The 17,303-nt window shown below is 58.8% G+C and carries 20 protein-coding genes; 13 read left to right on the plus strand and 7 right to left on the minus strand.

From position 1 onward, the window contains the following. Positions 1 to 17: 17 nt before the first annotated feature. Positions 18 to 224 (minus strand): SEC-C metal-binding domain-containing protein, encoded by a 207-nt coding sequence (locus tag BW686_RS01165; protein WP_002554826.1) that lies wholly within the window; start codon positions 222 to 224, stop codon positions 18 to 20. A 172-nt stretch (positions 225 to 396) separates the two neighbouring features. On the opposite strand from BW686_RS01165, the gene BW686_RS01170 reads away from it, so the two are divergent. The 3 genes from BW686_RS01170 to BW686_RS01180 all read left to right on the plus strand — a co-directional run bounded on the left by BW686_RS01170 (position 397) and on the right by BW686_RS01180 (position 2,047). Continuing rightward, positions 397 to 1,050: a LexA family protein gene (locus BW686_RS01170; RefSeq protein ID WP_084913831.1), complete on the plus strand. Its 654-nt coding sequence runs from the start codon at positions 397 to 399 to the stop codon at positions 1,048 to 1,050. A 129-nt stretch (positions 1,051 to 1,179) separates the two neighbouring features. Then, on the plus strand, positions 1,180 to 1,431 hold the full coding sequence (locus BW686_RS01175) for a DUF1654 domain-containing protein (RefSeq protein ID WP_084913832.1): 252 nt from the start codon (positions 1,180 to 1,182) through the stop codon (positions 1,429 to 1,431). Positions 1,432 to 1,717: 286 nt separating this feature from the next. Then, on the plus strand, positions 1,718 to 2,047 hold the full coding sequence (locus BW686_RS01180; protein WP_084913833.1) for an MFS transporter: 330 nt from the start codon (positions 1,718 to 1,720) through the stop codon (positions 2,045 to 2,047). 8 nt (positions 2,048 to 2,055) lie between these two features. Here BW686_RS01180 and BW686_RS01185 read toward each other — a convergent pair whose 3' ends face one another. Continuing rightward, on the minus strand, positions 2,056 to 2,550 hold the full coding sequence (locus BW686_RS01185) for an LEA type 2 family protein (protein WP_084913834.1): 495 nt from the start codon (positions 2,548 to 2,550) through the stop codon (positions 2,056 to 2,058). Positions 2,551 to 2,663: 113 nt separating this feature from the next. On the opposite strand from BW686_RS01185, the gene BW686_RS01190 reads away from it, so the two are divergent. Beyond that, positions 2,664 to 3,215, plus strand: a complete 552-nt coding sequence (locus BW686_RS01190) for a hypothetical protein (RefSeq protein ID WP_084913835.1) — start codon at positions 2,664 to 2,666, stop codon at positions 3,213 to 3,215. Positions 3,216 to 3,262: 47 nt separating this feature from the next. Here the strand turns inward: BW686_RS01190 and BW686_RS01195 are convergent, their stop codons facing one another. Continuing rightward, a complete protein-coding gene (locus tag BW686_RS01195) occupies positions 3,263 to 3,736 on the minus strand; it encodes a YchJ family protein (protein ID WP_084913836.1) in 474 nt (157 codons plus the stop codon). A gap of 3 nt (positions 3,737 to 3,739) precedes the next feature. Then, positions 3,740 to 4,237, minus strand: coding sequence for a DUF6231 family protein (locus tag BW686_RS01200; RefSeq protein ID WP_084913837.1), 498 nt, complete (start codon positions 4,235 to 4,237; stop codon positions 3,740 to 3,742). Positions 4,238 to 4,915: 678 nt separating this feature from the next. Here BW686_RS01200 and BW686_RS01205 point away from each other — a divergent pair. From BW686_RS01205 to BW686_RS01240, 8 genes are all read left to right on the plus strand, one after another. Continuing rightward, positions 4,916 to 5,593: a hypothetical protein gene (locus BW686_RS01205; RefSeq protein WP_084913838.1), complete on the plus strand. Its 678-nt coding sequence runs from the start codon at positions 4,916 to 4,918 to the stop codon at positions 5,591 to 5,593. A gap of 24 nt (positions 5,594 to 5,617) precedes the next feature. Then, a complete protein-coding gene (locus BW686_RS01210; RefSeq protein ID WP_143514121.1) occupies positions 5,618 to 6,505 on the plus strand; it encodes an oxidoreductase in 888 nt (295 codons plus the stop codon). Positions 6,506 to 6,519: 14 nt separating this feature from the next. Continuing rightward, entirely contained in the window at positions 6,520 to 7,731 is a 1,212-nt protein-coding gene (locus BW686_RS01215; RefSeq protein WP_084913840.1) for an ATP-grasp domain-containing protein, read from the plus strand. Next, positions 7,728 to 8,897, plus strand: coding sequence for an ATP-grasp domain-containing protein (locus tag BW686_RS01220; protein WP_084913841.1), 1,170 nt, complete (start codon positions 7,728 to 7,730; stop codon positions 8,895 to 8,897). Before BW686_RS01215 ends, BW686_RS01220 begins: the two co-directional genes overlap by 4 nt. Positions 8,898 to 8,905: 8 nt before the next feature. Further along, complete coding sequence (locus BW686_RS01225) at positions 8,906 to 10,003, plus strand: arginine deiminase family protein (RefSeq protein ID WP_084913842.1); 1,098 nt, start codon at positions 8,906 to 8,908, stop codon at positions 10,001 to 10,003. 15 nt (positions 10,004 to 10,018) lie between these two features. Further along, complete coding sequence (locus tag BW686_RS01230) at positions 10,019 to 10,966, plus strand: DMT family transporter (RefSeq protein ID WP_084913843.1); 948 nt, start codon at positions 10,019 to 10,021, stop codon at positions 10,964 to 10,966. Between the two features lie 230 nt (positions 10,967 to 11,196). Next, the gene (locus BW686_RS01235; RefSeq protein WP_084913968.1) at positions 11,197 to 11,472 is read left to right on the plus strand and encodes a DUF1145 domain-containing protein; all 276 of its coding nucleotides are present in this window, start codon (positions 11,197 to 11,199) and stop codon (positions 11,470 to 11,472) included. After that, entirely contained in the window at positions 11,465 to 12,223 is a 759-nt protein-coding gene (locus BW686_RS01240) for a collagen pro alpha-chain precursor (protein WP_084913844.1), read from the plus strand. The genes BW686_RS01235 and BW686_RS01240 overlap by 8 nt, the downstream gene beginning before the upstream one ends. 65 nt (positions 12,224 to 12,288) lie before the next feature. Here the strand turns inward: BW686_RS01240 and BW686_RS01245 are convergent, their stop codons facing one another. From BW686_RS01245 to BW686_RS01255, 3 genes are all read right to left on the minus strand, one after another. Then, a complete protein-coding gene (locus BW686_RS01245) occupies positions 12,289 to 13,311 on the minus strand; it encodes a purine-nucleoside phosphorylase (RefSeq protein ID WP_084913845.1) in 1,023 nt (340 codons plus the stop codon). A 19-nt stretch (positions 13,312 to 13,330) separates the two neighbouring features. After that, positions 13,331 to 14,287 (minus strand): nucleoside-specific channel-forming protein Tsx, encoded by a 957-nt coding sequence (locus tag BW686_RS01250; RefSeq protein ID WP_084913846.1) that lies wholly within the window; start codon positions 14,285 to 14,287, stop codon positions 13,331 to 13,333. Between the two features lie 194 nt (positions 14,288 to 14,481). Further along, positions 14,482 to 14,946: a CopD family protein gene (locus tag BW686_RS01255; protein ID WP_084913847.1), complete on the minus strand. Its 465-nt coding sequence runs from the start codon at positions 14,944 to 14,946 to the stop codon at positions 14,482 to 14,484. Between the two features lie 107 nt (positions 14,947 to 15,053). On the opposite strand from BW686_RS01255, the gene dinG reads away from it, so the two are divergent. After that, complete coding sequence (gene dinG / locus BW686_RS01260; protein WP_084913848.1) at positions 15,054 to 17,198, plus strand: ATP-dependent DNA helicase DinG; 2,145 nt, start codon at positions 15,054 to 15,056, stop codon at positions 17,196 to 17,198. The last annotated feature ends 105 nt before the right edge of the window (positions 17,199 to 17,303 follow it).

The following is a 17,303-nucleotide window of genomic DNA, read 5'->3' on the forward strand; positions in this document are numbered from 1 at the left end:
GAAGAACGCTAGGCACTTCACGCGCCGTGGCATTTCTTGAATTTCTTGTCGCTGCCGCAAGGGCATGGGTCATTGCGACCGACATCCTTCAGGGTGTTGCGCACCGGTTCCTGGTGAGCGTGACCGCAGTTCGGACCGTGGACATGGCCGTGCTGGTGGTCGTGATGATCATGGTCATGATCGTGGTTGCAATCGGGGCCATGAACATGGGCTTGCTGGTTCATCGGGTGTACTCCACAGTTAAATCTGCAATCAGTCTGGCGCGCATTATCCCGCAAATCGACGCGAAGCAGTAACCGGGTGTTCTTTTTCGCACACGACGGATTTTTTAAGTATGCTTAGTTTCAGGTGGACAGTTTCAGCGTCCTGTATTTCCTGACTTGCTCGAGCCATCACATGACCAGACAAGAACGCATCGCCAAAGCCATCGCCGCCAGTGGCAGGAAGAAGGGTGAGATTGCTGCGCAGTGCGGGGTGGCCAATTCTGCCGTCACGCAATGGATCAGTGGCGAGAGCAAAAGCCTGCGTCCTGAAAACCTGTATGCCCTGGCCAGGGCGACCGGCTTTCGCGCTGAATGGCTGGCGATTGGTGAAGGGCCTGAGAAAGAGGATTTCGACGCCAACGTCGCGATGATCGATCAGCCCGTTATGTCTTTTCGCTACCCGGTCATCAGCTGGGTGTCTGCCGGCTCGTGGGAAGAGGCGGTTCAGCCATATCCCGACGGCTTCTCCGACCGCTATGAAATCTCCGATTACGACTCCAAAGGGCCTGCCTTCTGGCTGGAGGTGAAGGGCGATTCCATGACCTCGCCCTCTGGTGTGAGCGTGCCGGAGGGGATGATGATTCTGGTGGACACCGAGGCGGATGTTCAGCCCGGCAAGCTGGTCATCGCCAAACTGCCCGCCAGTAACGAGGCGACGTTCAAGAAGCTGGTCGAAGACGGTGGCATACGTTATCTGAAGCCCCTCAACCCGGCGTACAAAATGCTCGAATGCGGTGCCGACTGTCGCATTATCGGTGTGGCGGTCAGGATGACCGCGAGGCTTTGAGCCTTGCAGCACAAGGCTCTCAGAGGGGCTCTGTGGAAACGGACCTGATCGCGCCTCTCACCTTCCACTTGCCGAGATTCTGCAGTCGGAATACTGTATTTATATACAGTCTAAGGGGAGGTAGATGTCATGGCCGACAACCATAATCCCGCGCCAGGTGCGTCACGTGCCTACGAACTGATCGGCAGGCGTATTCAACGGCTGATCTCGGCACCGGGTGTGCAGAAAATCCAGTGGGTGATCGTCACCCGTCGCGATGACGAGCCAGAGGACAGCTGGGAACGCGTACTTCAGGACATCGAAGAGACCGCCGGTATACAAGTGGACCGCCAGCAGGAAGGCTCCGTCAGGATTGGCTGGCAACGCTATATCGATAACTGAAGCGCAAGCCGTTGCACAGCCAACACCCGTGTGCGCCACAGCGACCGTTCAGCGCACTGCAGTTGACCTGTATTTTAAGTATGCTTAAATTCAGTCTTCTTCTGCACCGCACATTGCCCCGACAGTGATCCACACCATTCGCAAGGAAGCGACCCGGGCGAGGGCAGCCCGCGTGTCAGACCGGATGACCTCCATTCCCAACGTGCCTTCCGGCTCTTCGGCAGGGCCAAGTACCTGAGTTTCTGTGTTCTTGAACGGCTGTTATCTCTTGAGCGGAGGCAGGCTGATGGATCTCTTGAATGGTTTGGTTGACCGGGGCGAATGGCTGGTTGCCGGTCTGGTCGGCGCGATTATCTCGGGCTGGTGGCACAGGGCAGGCTTGCTCGACTGGCGTGCCTGGATGGTTTTTCTGGTGACCGGTGTGGCTTGCGCCGTATTCCTTACCGGCATAGCCAGCGACTACTTCGGTGTCGCAGAGCCTCGCAACGTCACCGGCGTGGGGTTTCTGCTGGGCTCGTTTGGGGGCGCCTTGATCGGTGCCGTCAATCGGGCGTTGGGGGCGGCCGATGTCTGGAAGTTTCTGATGGAGCTGATCAAAGGCAGGCTGGGCGGATAATGGACCGGTTATCGGCGATCCTTGATCAGATCGCCGGGAATCACGTCGCCTGAACGCAGGACCCGTACCGTATGCCGGAACACCAGCCCTGTCTTGAGTTTGCCTTCAAGCTGGTAATGAATGGGTTGGTCAGGCTTTTTCAGCAGCTTGGCGATATACCTGGCGTGCTGCCAGAGGTTGGTCTGCACCGAGATCAACAGCGTTTTTCGGCCGTTGCCCTCCACAAAGGACCAGTCGCTGGATTTGCCTTCGGCCAGCAATGCCTCGTTCAGCATGATCTTGTAAGTGAGCCCCCGCACCAGCAGCCGTGAGTCGTTGGGGTTGTCGACCTCGAAAGACAGCCTGAAATCCTGGTGCGTCAGGCGGGCCTTGATGACCTCGACCTTCACCAGATGCACTTCCGGGTCCTTGAAGCTGTCAAAGCTCAGTAATGAGCAGCCGCTGAGTCCGAACATGAACAACGCGAGGCTCAGGATTCTTATAATGTGCGCCTGAAAAGACATGGATGTGCTCCGTTTGAAGTCCGAGTCTAACAACTCGGCGCTGACGGGTAACGCGCTTGTTGTGCGCTCTGACGCGACGCCATACTTTTATTGACGTGCTAATCGGTGTTTCCATGAATGTCTACGAAATTGTCTTCAGCGCCGAACTGGTCGCTGGAGCCCAGCCCGAGAAGGTCAGGGCCAACCTGGCCAAGCTGTTCCAGGCCGACGCCGAACGTCTGGAATTGCTGTTTTCGGGACGTCGACTGGTGCTGAAAAACAACCTCGACGCGGCAACGGCCGAGAAGTACCGCGCCACGCTGGAGCGTGCCGGTGCGCGGGTTCATATTCTGGAAATGAACGCCCCGCCGCCCATGGAAGAGGTTGAGCTGGCCCCGCCGCCTGACGCGCCGACCTGGCTGCGCAAATCCCCGATCAGCCAGGGGCGTCTGCAGATCAAGCCACGCGATGCTTATATGGCGGCGTTTGTGGACGTCGATGCGCCGGACTATTCCGTCGCCGAAGCGGGGGTCGACCTGATGCCCGGAAAGCCCCGGCCGGTTGCGCCATCGCTGGATCTTTCCCGACTGAGTCTGGCGCCAGTGGGCGCCGACATGGGGCAGGCCGACAAGCCGGCGCCGGATGCGGCCCCCGACACCTCGCACCTGCGAATCCTTTCGGACTGAACACCGGGTGCATTCGCGGGTGGCGGGGTATCAGCCTTGTGCGCAGCTCACGCCAGATAGGCCGAGCAGCATTTCTTGAATTTCTGCTCACTGCCGCACGGGCAGGCGTCGTTGCGGCTGGCTTTGAGCGGGACGGTCGAGTCGATGAAATACCAGCGCCCCTGATTCTGTACGAACGATGAGCGTTCCTTGTGGCTGTGTTCGCCATTGCCATCGTGCCAGCGGGCAGTGAACGTCACGAATGCGTGCTCGGGTTTGCCACCGAATACTTCTGCGCGTTCCACGTCCAGCCCCAGCCAGGTACTTTGCGCGCTCCATTGAGCAATGGCTTCCCGGTCCAGCGCGGCTTGCTGCACCGGCAGCGTGGTGTGTACCAGGTAATCGGTCAGCCCCAGCACATAAGCGCTGTAACGCGAACGCATCAGTTTTTCCGCGCATGGCGCAGGCTGGCCAGCGTGATAGTGGCCGCAACACGCCAGCAACAGATCACCGCTGCCGCACGGGCAAATAGCACTACTCATAGGTCACCACCAATACTTTCCAAAATTCTCCGGGTTGGCCCAGAACTTTGCGTTCAGCCAGTCGGGCACCTGTTTGTACTCGCGCAGGTCGTACGTGAACAGGCTCAGCACCTGATCGTCGCGGGTGAAGCGTTCACTGGACTGCAAGGCCAGCGAGAAAAAGTCAGTCTCCTGCCAGCCACAGGCCTTGAGGTCAGCGAGTACCGCGATGCGGCTGGCGTTCAGGTTGCGAATGCCGCCCAGCAGTTCCAGCCCGGTCTGCTTGGGAATGTGCTCCAGGCAATCGACCACCAGGGCCAGGTCGAATCGTTGCGCTGCCAGATGCGCGGGCAGAATGCCCGGTTCGGCCAGCGCCACTTCGGTTTGCGGGTGCGCGTCCTGAAAGGCTTGCAGTGCGGGAAACGCCTGCGTCCCGATCAGCAACAGGCGCTTGGGCGCATAGTGGTCGAGCAGGGCGGCCAGTGCTTGCTGAGGCGTACGGGTGGAATAACCGACGGTCATTGAAAGTCCTCTGGTTGGCTGACAAGACTAGCCTGCGCGGAGAGGTCTGGAAAGCGCCGCTTACTGGCCAGGAGCGCATCGACTTGGCCACCCAACCATTTGATTGATACTTAGAATATAAAGTTACTTGCATGCTTTTTTCAGACCCATTAGGATGCCCGACACAAATGGGATCCAATGAGTGACTGCATGGACGCGAAACATACACACTTCCGATACAACCCCGACTTTCTTTTCTGCATCGCCTTTGCAAGGCGTGGCGCACCGTGCGCAGTCAATTGATTCGCTGACCCGTTTTGCGCATGAGTTATTACTATTAAAAGTGGCGTTTGACGTGTTGTGTCAAACGCGAATCGACCGTATCAGGTTGAGGTCATTCGGTGATGTCTGTCATTGCCACTGACGGTCTTTTAATTAGCCTTTAAACAGGCAGAAGGCTGGTGTGATTAGTGGCACTCTGCTGGCTATTGGTGCGAGGTCTTTCAATAAGGCAGGCCGCCTGCTGGCGGCGGATTTTTTATTTTATGCAGGCCGCTGTTTCAAACGCGGTGATTGCTTTGCTTGCGGCACAGGCCGTGAGTCATTTGTTTTGTTGTGAGACGGATAACACGATTCAGCCGCGTGCTGAAAAATAAAAATCATTAATTGATTAATGATGAATATGGAGAGAAACAACCGATGATTTCCACTGCTGAGATGCTGAAGACGCTTGAAACCACCGTGGATACCTGCCTGGAAGCAGAATTCAAGAAAGACACCGTCATGGGTGAATTTCACAAGGGTGACTGGTTCAATGAATCCTATTACAAGCGTCATATTCTTGAATGTGTGATTCGCATTCACATGAACAACGAGCTGGACGCACGCGCCGTGCAAGTGGCCGCGATCGACAACATCTCGGCTGCCAAGCAGTTGTCCTACTACTTGTACGATGAGTTCGGCCACGACGAAATGTTTGGCCAGGACCTCATCACGTACGGTTACTCCGCGTCGGACATCAAAGCCGAGTTCGCCTTTCCTGAAACCTGGAAACTCATGGGCTACCTGAACTTTTGCGTCAGCAAGTTCGGTCCGTTGTCCTCGATCACCTGGGACTGGTTCCTGGAATACTATGGCGATAAATACAGCTCGTTCATCACCCAGAAGGCCAGCGCCAGCATGGGCCAGCCAGCGGTCAGCGGGGCGGCTTCTCACGTGGCTTTCGACGAGGCCGAGGACCACAGCGGCATGATGAACAACATGCTGTCTTCGGTTATCAAGGATGAGAAAGACCTGGCGAAAGCAGTCGTTCACATCAAGGCATTCGTGCCGATGGTCGGCGAGTACTTCCAGGCCTTGCGTGCGGCAACGCTTTAATACACCTCACTCAAGGCCGGTGTAATGGCAATCTACAATGTTCGTATTGGAGGCCAGACTTACACCGCTGAACGTCAGCAACCTCTTACCGATGCAATTCCTCACGAAGCGCTGGTAAGAGGTTGTCTCAAAGGTGTATGCCGAGTGTGCAAATGCACACTTGTTTCCGGGCGCGTTCTGGAACACGGAAAGGCCGTCGCCTTGAAAGACACGTTCTTACCGTGTGTCAGTCACGCCGAAACGGATATTGATATCCGTGCTGCAATCAGCACGTTTCATGCGGCCAGGCTGAAGAGCAAAAAGATGCTCTCCGGGCAGGTCATGGAAGTCGTGCTTGAGGTTAAAAAGGTTTTTTACAATGCCAAGTCTGTCATCACGCTGAAACATCCTGATGTGGCAGCGTTGCGCAGTTACTCGGTGGTGACGCTGGGAGGGAAGGATTACGACAGCCTCACCTGCCACGTCAAGTTACGCGCCGGCGGGGTGTTTTCCGCGTTGTTGGAACAGTTGTCTGTCGGGGACCCACTGGAGTATTCCATTGCCAGTCCTGCATTGCCGGTCTATGACGATTCCCTGAGTTGTCTGAACGTGGTGAGCGGTGGCAGTGGCATGGGCGCGGCACTCAGCCGTGCGCAGGAACTGGCGTCTAAATACAACATTAGTGAAGTGGCGATTTACGCAATTAATCGTTCAGGCCTCAGCGACTATCACGCCGGGTGCATCGAGGCGTTTCGCCAAACCGTTGAATGCAACCTGCAGGTTACCAACTTTCCGTTTGCCGAGTGGACCCACGCCGATTTCGACATTGGCGAACACTTGCTACCTAACGCGCTCACCCTTGGCGTCGGATCGGAGGTGGTGATTGGCACGTTAAAGAACCTTCCCTTGTGTGAACTCGAAAGTTTTGGATAGTCGGAGACTGAGCCATGTCCATCGTTGTCATTGATCCTGTTTCATCCGGCATTAGCTATATCCATGCGGCGCAGCAGTTGGGCGTCGACGTTTATGTGTTTTCCAGCGACGGCGGAGAGCAGGAGCTCAACGCCGAGCTGCGTGCCAAGGTGCGTCAGGTCATCAGCATCGACACCGGCGATTTTGACGTTCAGTTAAAGAAACTCAATGAGTTGGGCAATATTCGCGCTGTTCTTCCCGGCGTCGAATACGCCGTGCCGATGGCTGCGCGCCTGGGGGCTGCCTCAGGTACGACGCACCTCAACGACAGCGCAGTGGAAAAAGTGCGCAACAAATTCAATTTCCGCAGCCGACTGACCGATGTCGGGCTAAGCAGCATCGGCTTTTTTCTTCTAGATCCCCAAGCGCCGGTGTCTGTGCCTGAAGGCTTCAGCTTTCCGGCCGTGGTCAAGCCGATCGACATGGCGGGCAGCATTGGTGTGCGCAAACTCTATAGCCATGAAGAGCTGGTCGAAGCGGTGCAGGCATTCCGTCAATCGCTGCCTGACGACATTGGCTTTACTGCCAGCGGGCGCCTTATTGTCGAAGAATACATTCCCGGCAATGAATACAGCGTGGAAGGGATCGTGCGCAACGACGGCAGCATCACCGTTGCTTCCATCACTGAAAAACTGCTTGGTTCAGAGCCTTACTTTGTCGAAGTCGGTCACATCGTGGGGCAAGGCTATGAAGAGGCGTTCCGCACCACGCTGACCGACTACTCCCTGGCTGTGCTTGACGCCATCAACCTGAATGTCGGGCCGTTCCATCTGGAGCTTCGCGTGACACCGCAAGGTCAGCCGGTGGCGGTTGAGCTGGCGGCACGCCTGCCTGGCGACAATATTGTCGAGCTGATCAAGCGCGCCAGTGGCATCGACCTTGCCAAAGAGACGCTCTGTGAATACCTGAACATCGACAGTCCTTTGGTGCCACGTGCGAACGGAGTCAGCGCCATCGCCTTCATTCCCCGAGGCGATAAAAGCGAATTCACCGAACTGCGCGGGCTTTCCGACATTTTCGACAGCCCGTACTACGTGTCGCATCAGGTGTACTACCGATCCGGTGATGCAATGGGCTCCGATCAGGACTGGACCTCGAGAATCGGGTACGTGATGTTCGGCGGCACCGACGAAGAAGTCGTGAGAGGCCTGGTCGGGCGGGTACACGCAGAGGTTGGAATCCTATGAAACATGTTCTGGTCATCAACCGTTACGACGACGAGCTTTCGGACTACCGCAAGTACATCGATCACTCGCAGGTCGATGTTTCCTACATCTCACTGGCCGGGCAATCGCGCCTGATTGACCCGCAGGTCAGCGCCACGGTGGTCGAAGTCAGCGCACTGGATGCCGATCTGATACTTCAGGAGGCGCGCGCCATTCATCGTCGTCAGCCGATCGATTTTGTGATCGCCTTTTCCGAATACGACCTGGACGCGGCTGCATTGGTGCGTACCGAGTTCAATATCCGGGGTGCCAAGGTCGCCGATAACCTGCTGTGCCGTAACAAGGCGAGCATGAAAGAGGCGTTGACCGGTTCTAGCGTTCGCTACCCGCAGTACCGAAACGTCGTGTCGCGTGGCGGGGTCGAAGCCTTCTGTCATGAGCATGGCTATCCGGTCATCCTGAAACCGCAGGTGGGCGCGGCGTCGGACGGCGTCGTGAAGATCGAACGTCCGGAAGACATACCGGACCTGCCGGATTTCAATGGCTACGAAGTCGAAGAATACATAGAAGGCGACATCTTTCACGTTGACGCGATACTGGCGGCCGGCAGCATGCCGTACTTCAAGGTGTCGAAGTACCTGAACACCTGCCTGGACTTTCGCAACGGCCTTCCGCTCGGCTCGGTCACTGTCGATAACCCGGCATTCATCGAACGTGTACGGGCGTTTACCGAGGAAGTCTGTGTACGCCTCAACCTGCGTAACCAGGCCATCCATCTGGAGATCATCGAGCGCCGAGGCGAACTGGTGTTTCTGGAAATCGGTGGTCGGGTCGGCGGTGGCGAAATTCCGTTCGTTGCCTTGCGCAGCGAGGGGATCGACCTGTTCGAGCTCTGGACCCGTGCGGCGCTCGAGATCGCTATCGCGCCCGTGGAAACCAGAATCACGGGTTTCCTGATGATGCCCAATCCTTTCCCGGGCGGGTTCACGTTCGACCCGGCCATGGAACTCTCGCATCCGCTGTTGAGTTACAGCAGCGTACAGTCCCACGGCGGCTCAAACGGGTTCAGCTACGAAGATATCCCTGCCAGATTGCACTTCACCGCAGACAGCCAGGCTGAGGTCGAACGTGCCGTTTTGCAGTGCATGGATATTTTGCAGACTTCCATTCGCCCACCTGATCTCTGAAACCATCGATGAACGTACTTCTACAGCTCCCTTCGGTCGTGCAGCCCGTTTCCATGTCGGTATTCATGGAGGCGCAGCAGCCTTACTCGCTTCGCCAGGCTGATGCCGATGTCATGGCGCTGGCCGGCTCGTTGAATGCGGCGGGTATACCGACCATTTTCCTGTCCGACGCGTTGTTCAGCGAAGAAGGGCCGCATGTGGCCATCGAAGACATGCGGCGGCTGGCCGCACGAGCCTTGCGCTTTGCCGATAATGTCGAGCAGACGCGTCAACAGCTGGCTCACGAACAGCTGGCCCGTTGCAGTCGGCAGGAGCTGGCAGAGATCATCATCAACCAGCCCGAACTGTGCCTGCATTACGATGACGAGCTTGGCCGGGTCAGTCCGGACGCTACCTACGAGAGCTACCGGATTCAACCGTTGTACGGTCTTCTGTTCCCGCGAGACCATTTCATGAGCGTGGGCGGGCAACCGGTTTTCGGTCGATTGAAGCGTCAGGACAGGGCGCGTGAAGTTGACGTGGTGAAGGCGGTGGTTGCTGCACACGGGCACGTTCCTGTCGAGCTCGATCAGGTACTCGAAGGCGGCGACTATCAGGAAAATGCACGCGTATCCGTGATCAACACCGGCTTTCGTACCGACGCTGCGGTGCTGACGTTTTTGCTGGCTTCGAGCTTGCTCAAGGGCGACGTTGTGCTGGCCGTGCAAGACGTAGGGTGCAACCCGGAACAGTTTCACCTGGATCACTACGCCTGCCTGCTTCGCGATGCGCTGCTGATCGATGCAAAGAGAGCGGACGCAGTCGACCGGTCACGGGTCAGCGTCTATCGCCGCACGCCAGCAGGTTGGCACCTGACGCACGAGGGGCTGACGTTGCGCCAGGCAGCGCAGGTTGCGGAGGTAGAGCCGATAGTGCTCGACGACGAGATGATGGCTGCATGGTGCGCGAATGCATTTTCATGGGGCAATCATGTCTGGATCGATCAACACGCACCGTCACGCCTGCTCGATCAGTTGGCCGGGCGTGACGGTCAGGTTCACCTGATCGCGTTCACAGAGCATCAAAAGCAGTTCGGCGGCATTCATTGCGCCACTCAACTCCTATAACTTCGAGGGACCGTCATGACGGTGGGTAATAAGTCGTTTCTGCCTGTTCTGGCACTGATCATTAGCACCGTCGGTGTGGCGTCCGCCATTGCGTTCGTCAAACTCAGTGAAGTCGATGCCACGTCGACATTGATGCTGCGTATGTTTATTGCCGGTGGCATGGCCTCTGCGCTGTCCGCCTTGCCGACCGGCAAAAACAATGAGACCGGGGCCGTTGGCACAGGGCGCAGCCGACGGGCGATGCTTTGGCTGCTGGTGCTGTCGGGCGTGGTGTCCTGTGTGGATCTGCTGTCCAATCACTGGGCGGTCAAGCTGACCAGCATGGCGAACACGTCGGTGCTGATGAACCTGTCGCCGGTCTTCGTGGCGCTGCTGTCTTATCTGTTCATGAAAGAAAAGATCGGTGTCTATCAAGTACTGGCGCTGGCCCTGAGTATCGGCGGGGCTTGCCTGCTGGTGTTTGACGGCAGTGCCAGCGTGGCGTTTTCCAGCCAGAGCGTGACCGGTGACCTGCTGGCCCTCAACTCTGCGCTTTTCTACGCCATCTACCTGATCATGATCAAGTCGCTGCGGGACTGCTTCACGTCTCGCAAGATTATTATCTGGAACAGCTTCACCTGCGCGTTGCTGCTGTTGCCCATCGCGCTCCTGACCAGTCCGAAAGTGCTGCCGGACACCGCGCAAGGCTGGCTGGTCATCGCCTTGCTGGCGTTGATCAGTCAGCTTCTGGGTCACGGCCTGATGGCTTATGCGCTCAGGCATGTCGATGTGGTGCTGGCTTCTGTCTCGGCACTGGCCCGCCCGGTGGTGGCGATACTGATCGGGTTCTTCTTCTTTGATGAGAAGCTCACGTTCGTGCAATGGGTGGGTGTTGCTGCTGTCTTGCTGGGCGTCTGGTGGTACAAGCGCCCGGTGCCGGTGGTCCGTCCGGTCGTGCAGGCAAAGGCAACCAGCGAAGCCTGATAGCCCGCGCGATGGTTTGAAGGAGCCCTGCGTGATCCGTCGCAGGGCTTCTGAGCGCTTTCTTCCCTTGATTGCACCGTTGCCGCACAAAATAGTTGCGACGTGTGACGCCATCCCCGATCTTTTTCAATACACCGCTGGCATATTCGGCGTACAGCACGTCTACTATGCGGCGACGAAAAGCACGCGAAGACTTCGCTTTCGTAATGGATCATGACGAGGGGCAGGCGATGAAGGTGTTCTGGGGGCTGGGAAAGATCTTGATGCTGGGCTTCTGGCTGGTGGTGCTGGCCAATGCGGTCGTTGAAGCGCCCAGCCCGTTCGGCGTGATGATCGACATGGCGGGTGCCGTGCTGTTGTTGACCCACTTGCTCGAGCTGATTCTGTTCAACGGCAGCCTGCGCGGGCGTCGGCATCCGTGGCGTGATCGGGGCAAGATCATCCTCTTCGGCATCTTCCATCTGCAATCCATCAGCCGCTCGGCTTCGGGGCACTCTCATGCGTAATCTCGTTCTGCTGGCGGCACTGTTCAGCCCTCTGGCGATGGCCCAGACCATCACTGTCGCGCCGCACTCGCTCATGCGCCTGCCCGGCAACAGCAGTGTTCTGCAACTGGATCGTCTGGAGGTGTCCGATTACGGCACCTTGCTGATCCCGGCCAATATCGACGATGTGAAAATCGGCGAGCTGGTACTGGGGCATGAAGCGCGCATCGCTATCGTTCCTGGCGTGCAAGCCTTCAATCTGGTGGTGGCGCACGGTGAATTCGGCACGGGCAGCCAGATCACGGCGCGTGGCGCACCGGGCACGTTCGAGAAGCCGGCGCTGGCCGGACGCAACCTCACGCTGCGCCTGCAAAACCTCACTGCGGAAGAACTGTCGATTGACGCGCGCGGTGGCGCTGGCAGCCCTGGTTATGTCGGCCTGGATGGCGGCAATGGCGAAGCACCGGGCTGCACCTGGGGGCAGGCCGGACGTGGTCATGACGGCCAGAACGGCAGCACTGGCCGCGACGGCGCGGCGGGCGCACAGGTTCGTCTGGAATTGCCGCAAAGCTTCCCGGCCGAGCGCATCAAGGTCAACGTCGCGGGTGGCGCGGCGGGCAAGGGCGGTGAAGGCGGAAAAGCCGGCAAGGGCGGGGCGTCGAAAGGCTGCTTCGTTTACCGCGCAGACGGCGGCAAGGCGGGTAAAGAGGGCGAGCCAGGCCAGCCAGGCGTGGCAGGACCGGCAGGCGCCTTGATTCTGCAGCGGTTGTAAGCGTTTCATGAGCTGTCCGGATCAGGCGCAACGCCCTGATCCAGACAGTTGTCATCCCTTCGTGCTTATTGCGGCACGCCTTTCTCCCAGTTCTTCCAGTCGCCGACTATCGCTTGCACCAATGGGTTACCGGTGCGGTACAGATTTTCCAGTGCCGGCACGAAAGCGCCCTGATCGGCATACTTGAGCAGGTTGTCCACCTCGCTGTAACCCGGATACGGGCGGTCGAAGTCCGAGCCCGCACGAACCACGGCCAGGCGATTCACGTCCACTTTGCCCGCCTTGCTGGCGCGCAGCAGGGCTTCGTACGTCGAGTTGTCCTCCTGCTGAGTGGTGCAATACTCGCCTTTACCGTCGGTCAGCAGCTTGGTCCAGACTTCCGCCCGCTCGCTCAGGCGCGTTCCGGAAAACCACGTATTGCCTGCCAGCGTGTCGCACCGGGTAACTTGCGGTGGCTGATTGGCGGGCGCGTAAGGGTATTTGACGCGCCAGGCAGCCGACTCTTTACTCTCGCTGAGCACCACTTTTTGCGACAGCGCGAACGCTTTGGCCTGAAGCGTGGGGTTCAGCTCGAAGACTTCGGTCTTGTAGTCCAGCGGCGGCTTCTCGTTCGGGCCTTTGGTGTTGATGCCCAGGTAACCGGTCGGCCATTCCTTGGGCACGTCGCGGGAATCGATTTCCCACTGGGTGCCGAATTCCACCAGATAATGCGCCCAGGCGGTGGTGCCGAGGGTGCCGCGGTGCGGGTTGATCCCGGCAATACCGGCGACGATGAAATAGGTCTTGCGCAGGTCGAATTGCGGCGACAGCGCCAGTGCGAGGGTCGACGCCGCCGCATTGGTCTGGCCCATGCCGGTGACCAGCAGGCACACGTCCTGCTCGTTGCAACGGATGGCGGGGTAATCGGCAGCGAGGCCCGGCACCTGGATTTCCTTGGTCAGGTGCAGGCGATCAATCCAGTTCTGGGCTTCGGGCGCGAACATGGCGACCAGCATGACCTTGGGCGTGACCGGTGCGGCGGCGGCCCAGATGCCGGGGCTGAGCAGGGCCAGTGTGGCGCACAGTGCGTTGCGAGTGATGTGTTTCATGAGAACTCCTGTAGTCAGATCAGAATTGATAGCCGACGCCTGCGTAGTAACCCCAGCCGTCCGAACGGGCGCGGAAGTTGCCGTCGCCGAAGTTCAGCTCGCTGCCGTCCTCCCAGTTGCCGCCGTTGTGGAAATAACGGCCCACCAGCGTGAAGCGAAGGTGGGTGAAGGCGTACAGCAACACGTTAGTGGCGACGGTTGAATTGCCCGTGCGTGCCGGATCGTTCTTGAGGTCCGATCCGAAGTCGAAGTTGGTGAAGCCGATGTAGGTCAGTGAAGCGCCGTTGTCGAACGTGTTGATCGGCACAATGTATTTGAGCTGGGCACGGTAGCCGTCCCACGAATACTCGTTGCTGGCGCCATAGTTTTCCCACTGGTAACGGCCATAGAAGTTGGCCGACAGGTTGACCCGCGAGTGGGTGTCGATGTCGGTCCCGAGACCGCTGTACAAAGTGTTGGCGCGGTTGGCCGAGTTACTGCCGTGGTCATAGATCCAGTCAAAGGCGACGTACCATTCCTTGAACGGCCCGACGGCCAGGCTGCGGCCGGCCAGGTAGTCGATGGAGATACGCGGCTCGTGCTCCATGAACAGCGGCGAGCCATGATCCCAGACGCCTTTGTCATTATCGTTACCGATGCCGAGGATCTTCGGCACGTCCACATAGCCGTACAGTTCAAACGGCCCCTTGCGGCCGAAGTACTCGTACTCCAGGTAGATGTCATCGTTTGGCTTGGGGCCGAAACTGATGTCCTTGCTGCCGATCAGCGTCAGGTCCTGATTGAACCAGTCTGAAAAGTACGCGCCTTTGCCTTCCTTGGGTGAGGCGGGCGGGCTGAGCGCTTCGCCCTGGGCGGAGTCTTCCGGTGTCGCGGGCTGGGCGTCTGCGGTTGTGCAGAGCAATGCGGCGGCTGCGAACAACAGGGGAGTCAGAAGAGTGCAGGGTGCTGCGGGCTGGATGAAAAACGGCTTGGGCATTGAAGCTCCTTTTCGTGATCGCGTACTGCTGGCCGCGTACGGCTGATCGCAAACGTTTGCACAGCTCATGCCAAAGTGTTTCAAGATGTTGAATGCGCGGTATATCAGCTCAAGAAGATGACCGATCGGCCAGGAAATTGCTCGCAAGCTGTGCGCGGTGTCACCTGCCGTGCCCCTTGATGTTCCGTTTCGCCTCAAAAGCCGGGACGGGCGGCTGCGAGCATGATCACGGCCACACCGATGATCAGATTGATGCCAACCAGCCTGCGGATATGACCCAGCGCTGCTGCACCTTGCGCCCATTGTTCTGCGTCGACGGCACGGCGCAGTTCCGGCAACTGCAATGAATGGATACGCAAAAACAGCGCAACCATCACGACATACAGGCCCATCATGATCTGCACGTAGCGCGGCGCGGTTTCAAAGCCGGTGAAGTTCAGCTGGATCATGCCGATGCCGGTGATCGGCAGTACCACGATGGCGGCCCAGACCCAGACGAAGAAGCGGGGAAACACCTGGACCCACACTTTCAAGCGGGCCGGCCCTTCAAGTGCTGCAATGAGGGCTGGACGCAATACCATCCAGGCGAAAAACATCCCGCCCACCCAGACCAGAGCAGCCAGCAAATGCAGCGTGTAAACAGTGGAAAAAGCGGTCATCGGACACTCCGTTCTGCGCGGATGGATTTAGCGCGCTATCATAGCGCCCACTCAGAACCACTGAAAATTTATCCAGCCTTTTTAGCCGTGCCCCCGAACCGAAGCCAATGATCAGTACCGAACTCAAAACCCAGATTCAGGGCGCCTACTCGCGTTTCCTCGAAGCCAAGAGTCTCAAGCCGCGCTATGGCCAGCGATTGATGATCGCTGAAGTCGCCAAAGTGCTGGGGGACATTGATACCGATGAAGAGGGGCGTCGTTCGGGCGACCCTGCGGTGGTCGCAGTCGAAGCGGGCACCGGCACCGGCAAGACCGTGGCCTACGCCATCGCGTCGATCCCCACCGCCAAGGCGGCGGGCAAGCGGCTGGTCATCGCCACGGCAACCGTCGCGCTGCAAGAGCAGATCGTCTACAAGGACCTGCCGGACCTGATGCGCAACAGCGGTCTGAACTTCACCTTCGCACTGGCCAAGGGGCGCGGCCGTTACATGTGCCTGTCCAAGCTCGACATGCTGCTGCAGGAAAGTGACGCGACCAACGCGACTGCGCAATTGTTCGAAGAAGAAGGCTTCAAGATCGAAGTGGATGAAGCCAGCCAGAAGCTGTTCACGAGCATGTTGCAGAAACTGGCGGGCAACAAATGGGACGGCGACCGCGACAGCTGGCCTCAGGAACTCGCTGATCAGGACTGGGCGCGGCTGACCACCGATCACAGCCAATGCACCAATCGTCATTGCCCCAACTTCCAGCAGTGCGCCTTCTATAAGGCGCGTGAAGGGATGGGCAAGGTCGACGTGATCGTCACCAACCATGACATGGTGCTGGCTGATCTGGCGCTGGGCGGCGGTGCGGTGTTGCCGGACCCGCGTGACACGCTGTACGTGTTCGACGAAGGCCATCACCTGCCGGACAAGGCCATCGGCCACTTCGCCCATTACACCCGATTGAAATCCACCGCCGACTGGCTGGAACAGACCGCCAAGAACCTCGCCAAATTGCTGGCTCAGCACCCGTTGCCCGGTGATCTGGGCAAGCTGATCGAGCAGGTGCCGGAGCTGGCCCGTGAAATCAAGGGCCATCAGCAGTTCATGTTCGGGGCCTGCGAGCAACTGGCGGATTTCCGCCCCGGTGAAGACATGCAAGGCCGCGAGCGACCGCGTCACCGGTTTGTGGGCGGCGTGATTCCCGAGCACATCCGCGAGATGGGCATCGAGCTGAAAAAGGGTTTCGCGCGCCTGGACGATCTGTTCACGCGTTTGACTGAACTGCTTAAAGAAGGCATGGACGGCGAGGTCAACATCGGTATCGCCAGCCATCAGGCCGAAGAATGGTACCCGCTGTTCGGCAGCCTGCTGGCCCGCGCCCACGGTAACTGGGAATTGTGGACGGCGTTTACCGCCGAAGACCCGGAAGACAGCCCGCCGATGGCTCGCTGGCTGACCCTGGCCGACAGCGGTGCGCTGTTCGATATCGAGGTCAACGCCAGTCCGATTCTGGCAGCTGAAATGTTGCGCCGTAACCTGTGGAACATCGCTTACGGTGCGCTGGTGACCTCGGCCACGCTGACCGCGCTGGGCAAGTTCGACCGCTACCGCATGCGTGCCGGTTTGCCGAAATGTGCTGTAACTGCAGTGGTGCCCAGCCCGTTCCATCACGCCGACGCCGGTGTGCTGCGGGTGCCGGACCTCAAGGCCGATCCGCGTGACTCCGTCGCCCACACGGCGGCGATCATTCGTGACTTGCCCGGTCTGGTGGAAGGTTCGCGGGGCACATTGGTGCTGTACTCGTCGCGCAAACAGATGCAGGACGTGTTCGACGGCCTGGACCGTGACTGGCGCAAGCAGGTGTTCATTCAGGGCAACCTGTCCAAGCAGGAAACCCTCAACAAGCACAAGGCGCGGGTCGACAGCGGCGAGTCCAGCGTGTTGTTCGGGCTGGCCAGCTTTGCCGAAGGGGTCGATTTGCCCGGCGCGTATTGCGAGCATGTGGTGATTGCCAAGATTCCGTTCGCGGTGCCGGACGATCCGGTCGAAGCCGCGCTGGCCGAGTGGATCGAGGCGCGCGGTGGCAACCCGTTCATGGAAATCGCCGTGCCGGATGCCTCATTGCGTCTGGTACAGGCCTGTGGCCGGTTGCTGCGCACCGAAGAAGACCGCGGCACCATCACGCTGCTGGATCGCCGGGTCGTCACCCAGCGCTACGGCAAGGCCATTCTCAACGCGCTGCCACCGTTTCGTCGTGAGATTTCCTGATTCAAAGATGAAGAGCGTTTCACATCTGTTCCCAAAGCGCCCGATCGCTGGAACAATACGCGCCCATTGAGCCTGTCATCAGGCTCGGTAACACCAGCAGGAGTC

The sequence above is a fragment of the Pseudomonas syringae genome (genome assembly GCF_002157375.1).
Taxonomy (GTDB): domain Bacteria; phylum Pseudomonadota; class Gammaproteobacteria; order Pseudomonadales; family Pseudomonadaceae; genus Aquipseudomonas; species Aquipseudomonas syringae_T.

Excerpts from the sequence above, each read along its gene's own strand:
- BW686_RS01190 (WP_084913835.1), top strand. The coding sequence starts at position 2,664 with ATGAATGTCTACGAAATTGTCTTCAGCGCCGAACTGGTCGCTGGAGCC.
- BW686_RS01215 (WP_084913840.1), top strand. The coding sequence starts at position 6,520 with ATGTCCATCGTTGTCATTGATCCTGTTTCATCCGGCATTAGCTATATC.
- BW686_RS01225 (WP_084913842.1), top strand. The coding sequence starts at position 8,906 with ATGAACGTACTTCTACAGCTCCCTTCGGTCGTGCAGCCCGTTTCCATG.
- BW686_RS01195 (WP_084913836.1), bottom strand. The coding sequence starts at position 3,736 with ATGAGTAGTGCTATTTGCCCGTGCGGCAGCGGTGATCTGTTGCTGGCG.
- BW686_RS01200 (WP_084913837.1), bottom strand. The coding sequence starts at position 4,237 with ATGACCGTCGGTTATTCCACCCGTACGCCTCAGCAAGCACTGGCCGCC.
- BW686_RS01175 (WP_084913832.1), top strand. The coding sequence starts at position 1,180 with ATGGCCGACAACCATAATCCCGCGCCAGGTGCGTCACGTGCCTACGAA.
- BW686_RS01170 (WP_084913831.1), top strand. The coding sequence starts at position 397 with ATGACCAGACAAGAACGCATCGCCAAAGCCATCGCCGCCAGTGGCAGG.
- BW686_RS01205 (WP_084913838.1), top strand. The coding sequence starts at position 4,916 with ATGATTTCCACTGCTGAGATGCTGAAGACGCTTGAAACCACCGTGGAT.
- BW686_RS01210 (WP_143514121.1), top strand. The coding sequence starts at position 5,618 with ATGGCAATCTACAATGTTCGTATTGGAGGCCAGACTTACACCGCTGAA.
- BW686_RS01245 (WP_084913845.1), bottom strand. The coding sequence starts at position 13,311 with ATGAAACACATCACTCGCAACGCACTGTGCGCCACACTGGCCCTGCTC.
- BW686_RS01230 (WP_084913843.1), top strand. The coding sequence starts at position 10,019 with ATGACGGTGGGTAATAAGTCGTTTCTGCCTGTTCTGGCACTGATCATT.
- BW686_RS01220 (WP_084913841.1), top strand. The coding sequence starts at position 7,728 with ATGAAACATGTTCTGGTCATCAACCGTTACGACGACGAGCTTTCGGAC.
- BW686_RS01180 (WP_084913833.1), top strand. The coding sequence starts at position 1,718 with ATGGATCTCTTGAATGGTTTGGTTGACCGGGGCGAATGGCTGGTTGCC.
- BW686_RS01165 (WP_002554826.1), bottom strand. The coding sequence starts at position 224 with ATGAACCAGCAAGCCCATGTTCATGGCCCCGATTGCAACCACGATCAT.
- BW686_RS01240 (WP_084913844.1), top strand. The coding sequence starts at position 11,465 with ATGCGTAATCTCGTTCTGCTGGCGGCACTGTTCAGCCCTCTGGCGATG.
- BW686_RS01235 (WP_084913968.1), top strand. The coding sequence starts at position 11,197 with ATGAAGGTGTTCTGGGGGCTGGGAAAGATCTTGATGCTGGGCTTCTGG.
- BW686_RS01185 (WP_084913834.1), bottom strand. The coding sequence starts at position 2,550 with ATGTCTTTTCAGGCGCACATTATAAGAATCCTGAGCCTCGCGTTGTTC.
- BW686_RS01255 (WP_084913847.1), bottom strand. The coding sequence starts at position 14,946 with ATGACCGCTTTTTCCACTGTTTACACGCTGCATTTGCTGGCTGCTCTG.
- BW686_RS01250 (WP_084913846.1), bottom strand. The coding sequence starts at position 14,287 with ATGCCCAAGCCGTTTTTCATCCAGCCCGCAGCACCCTGCACTCTTCTG.
- dinG (WP_084913848.1), top strand. The coding sequence starts at position 15,054 with ATGATCAGTACCGAACTCAAAACCCAGATTCAGGGCGCCTACTCGCGT.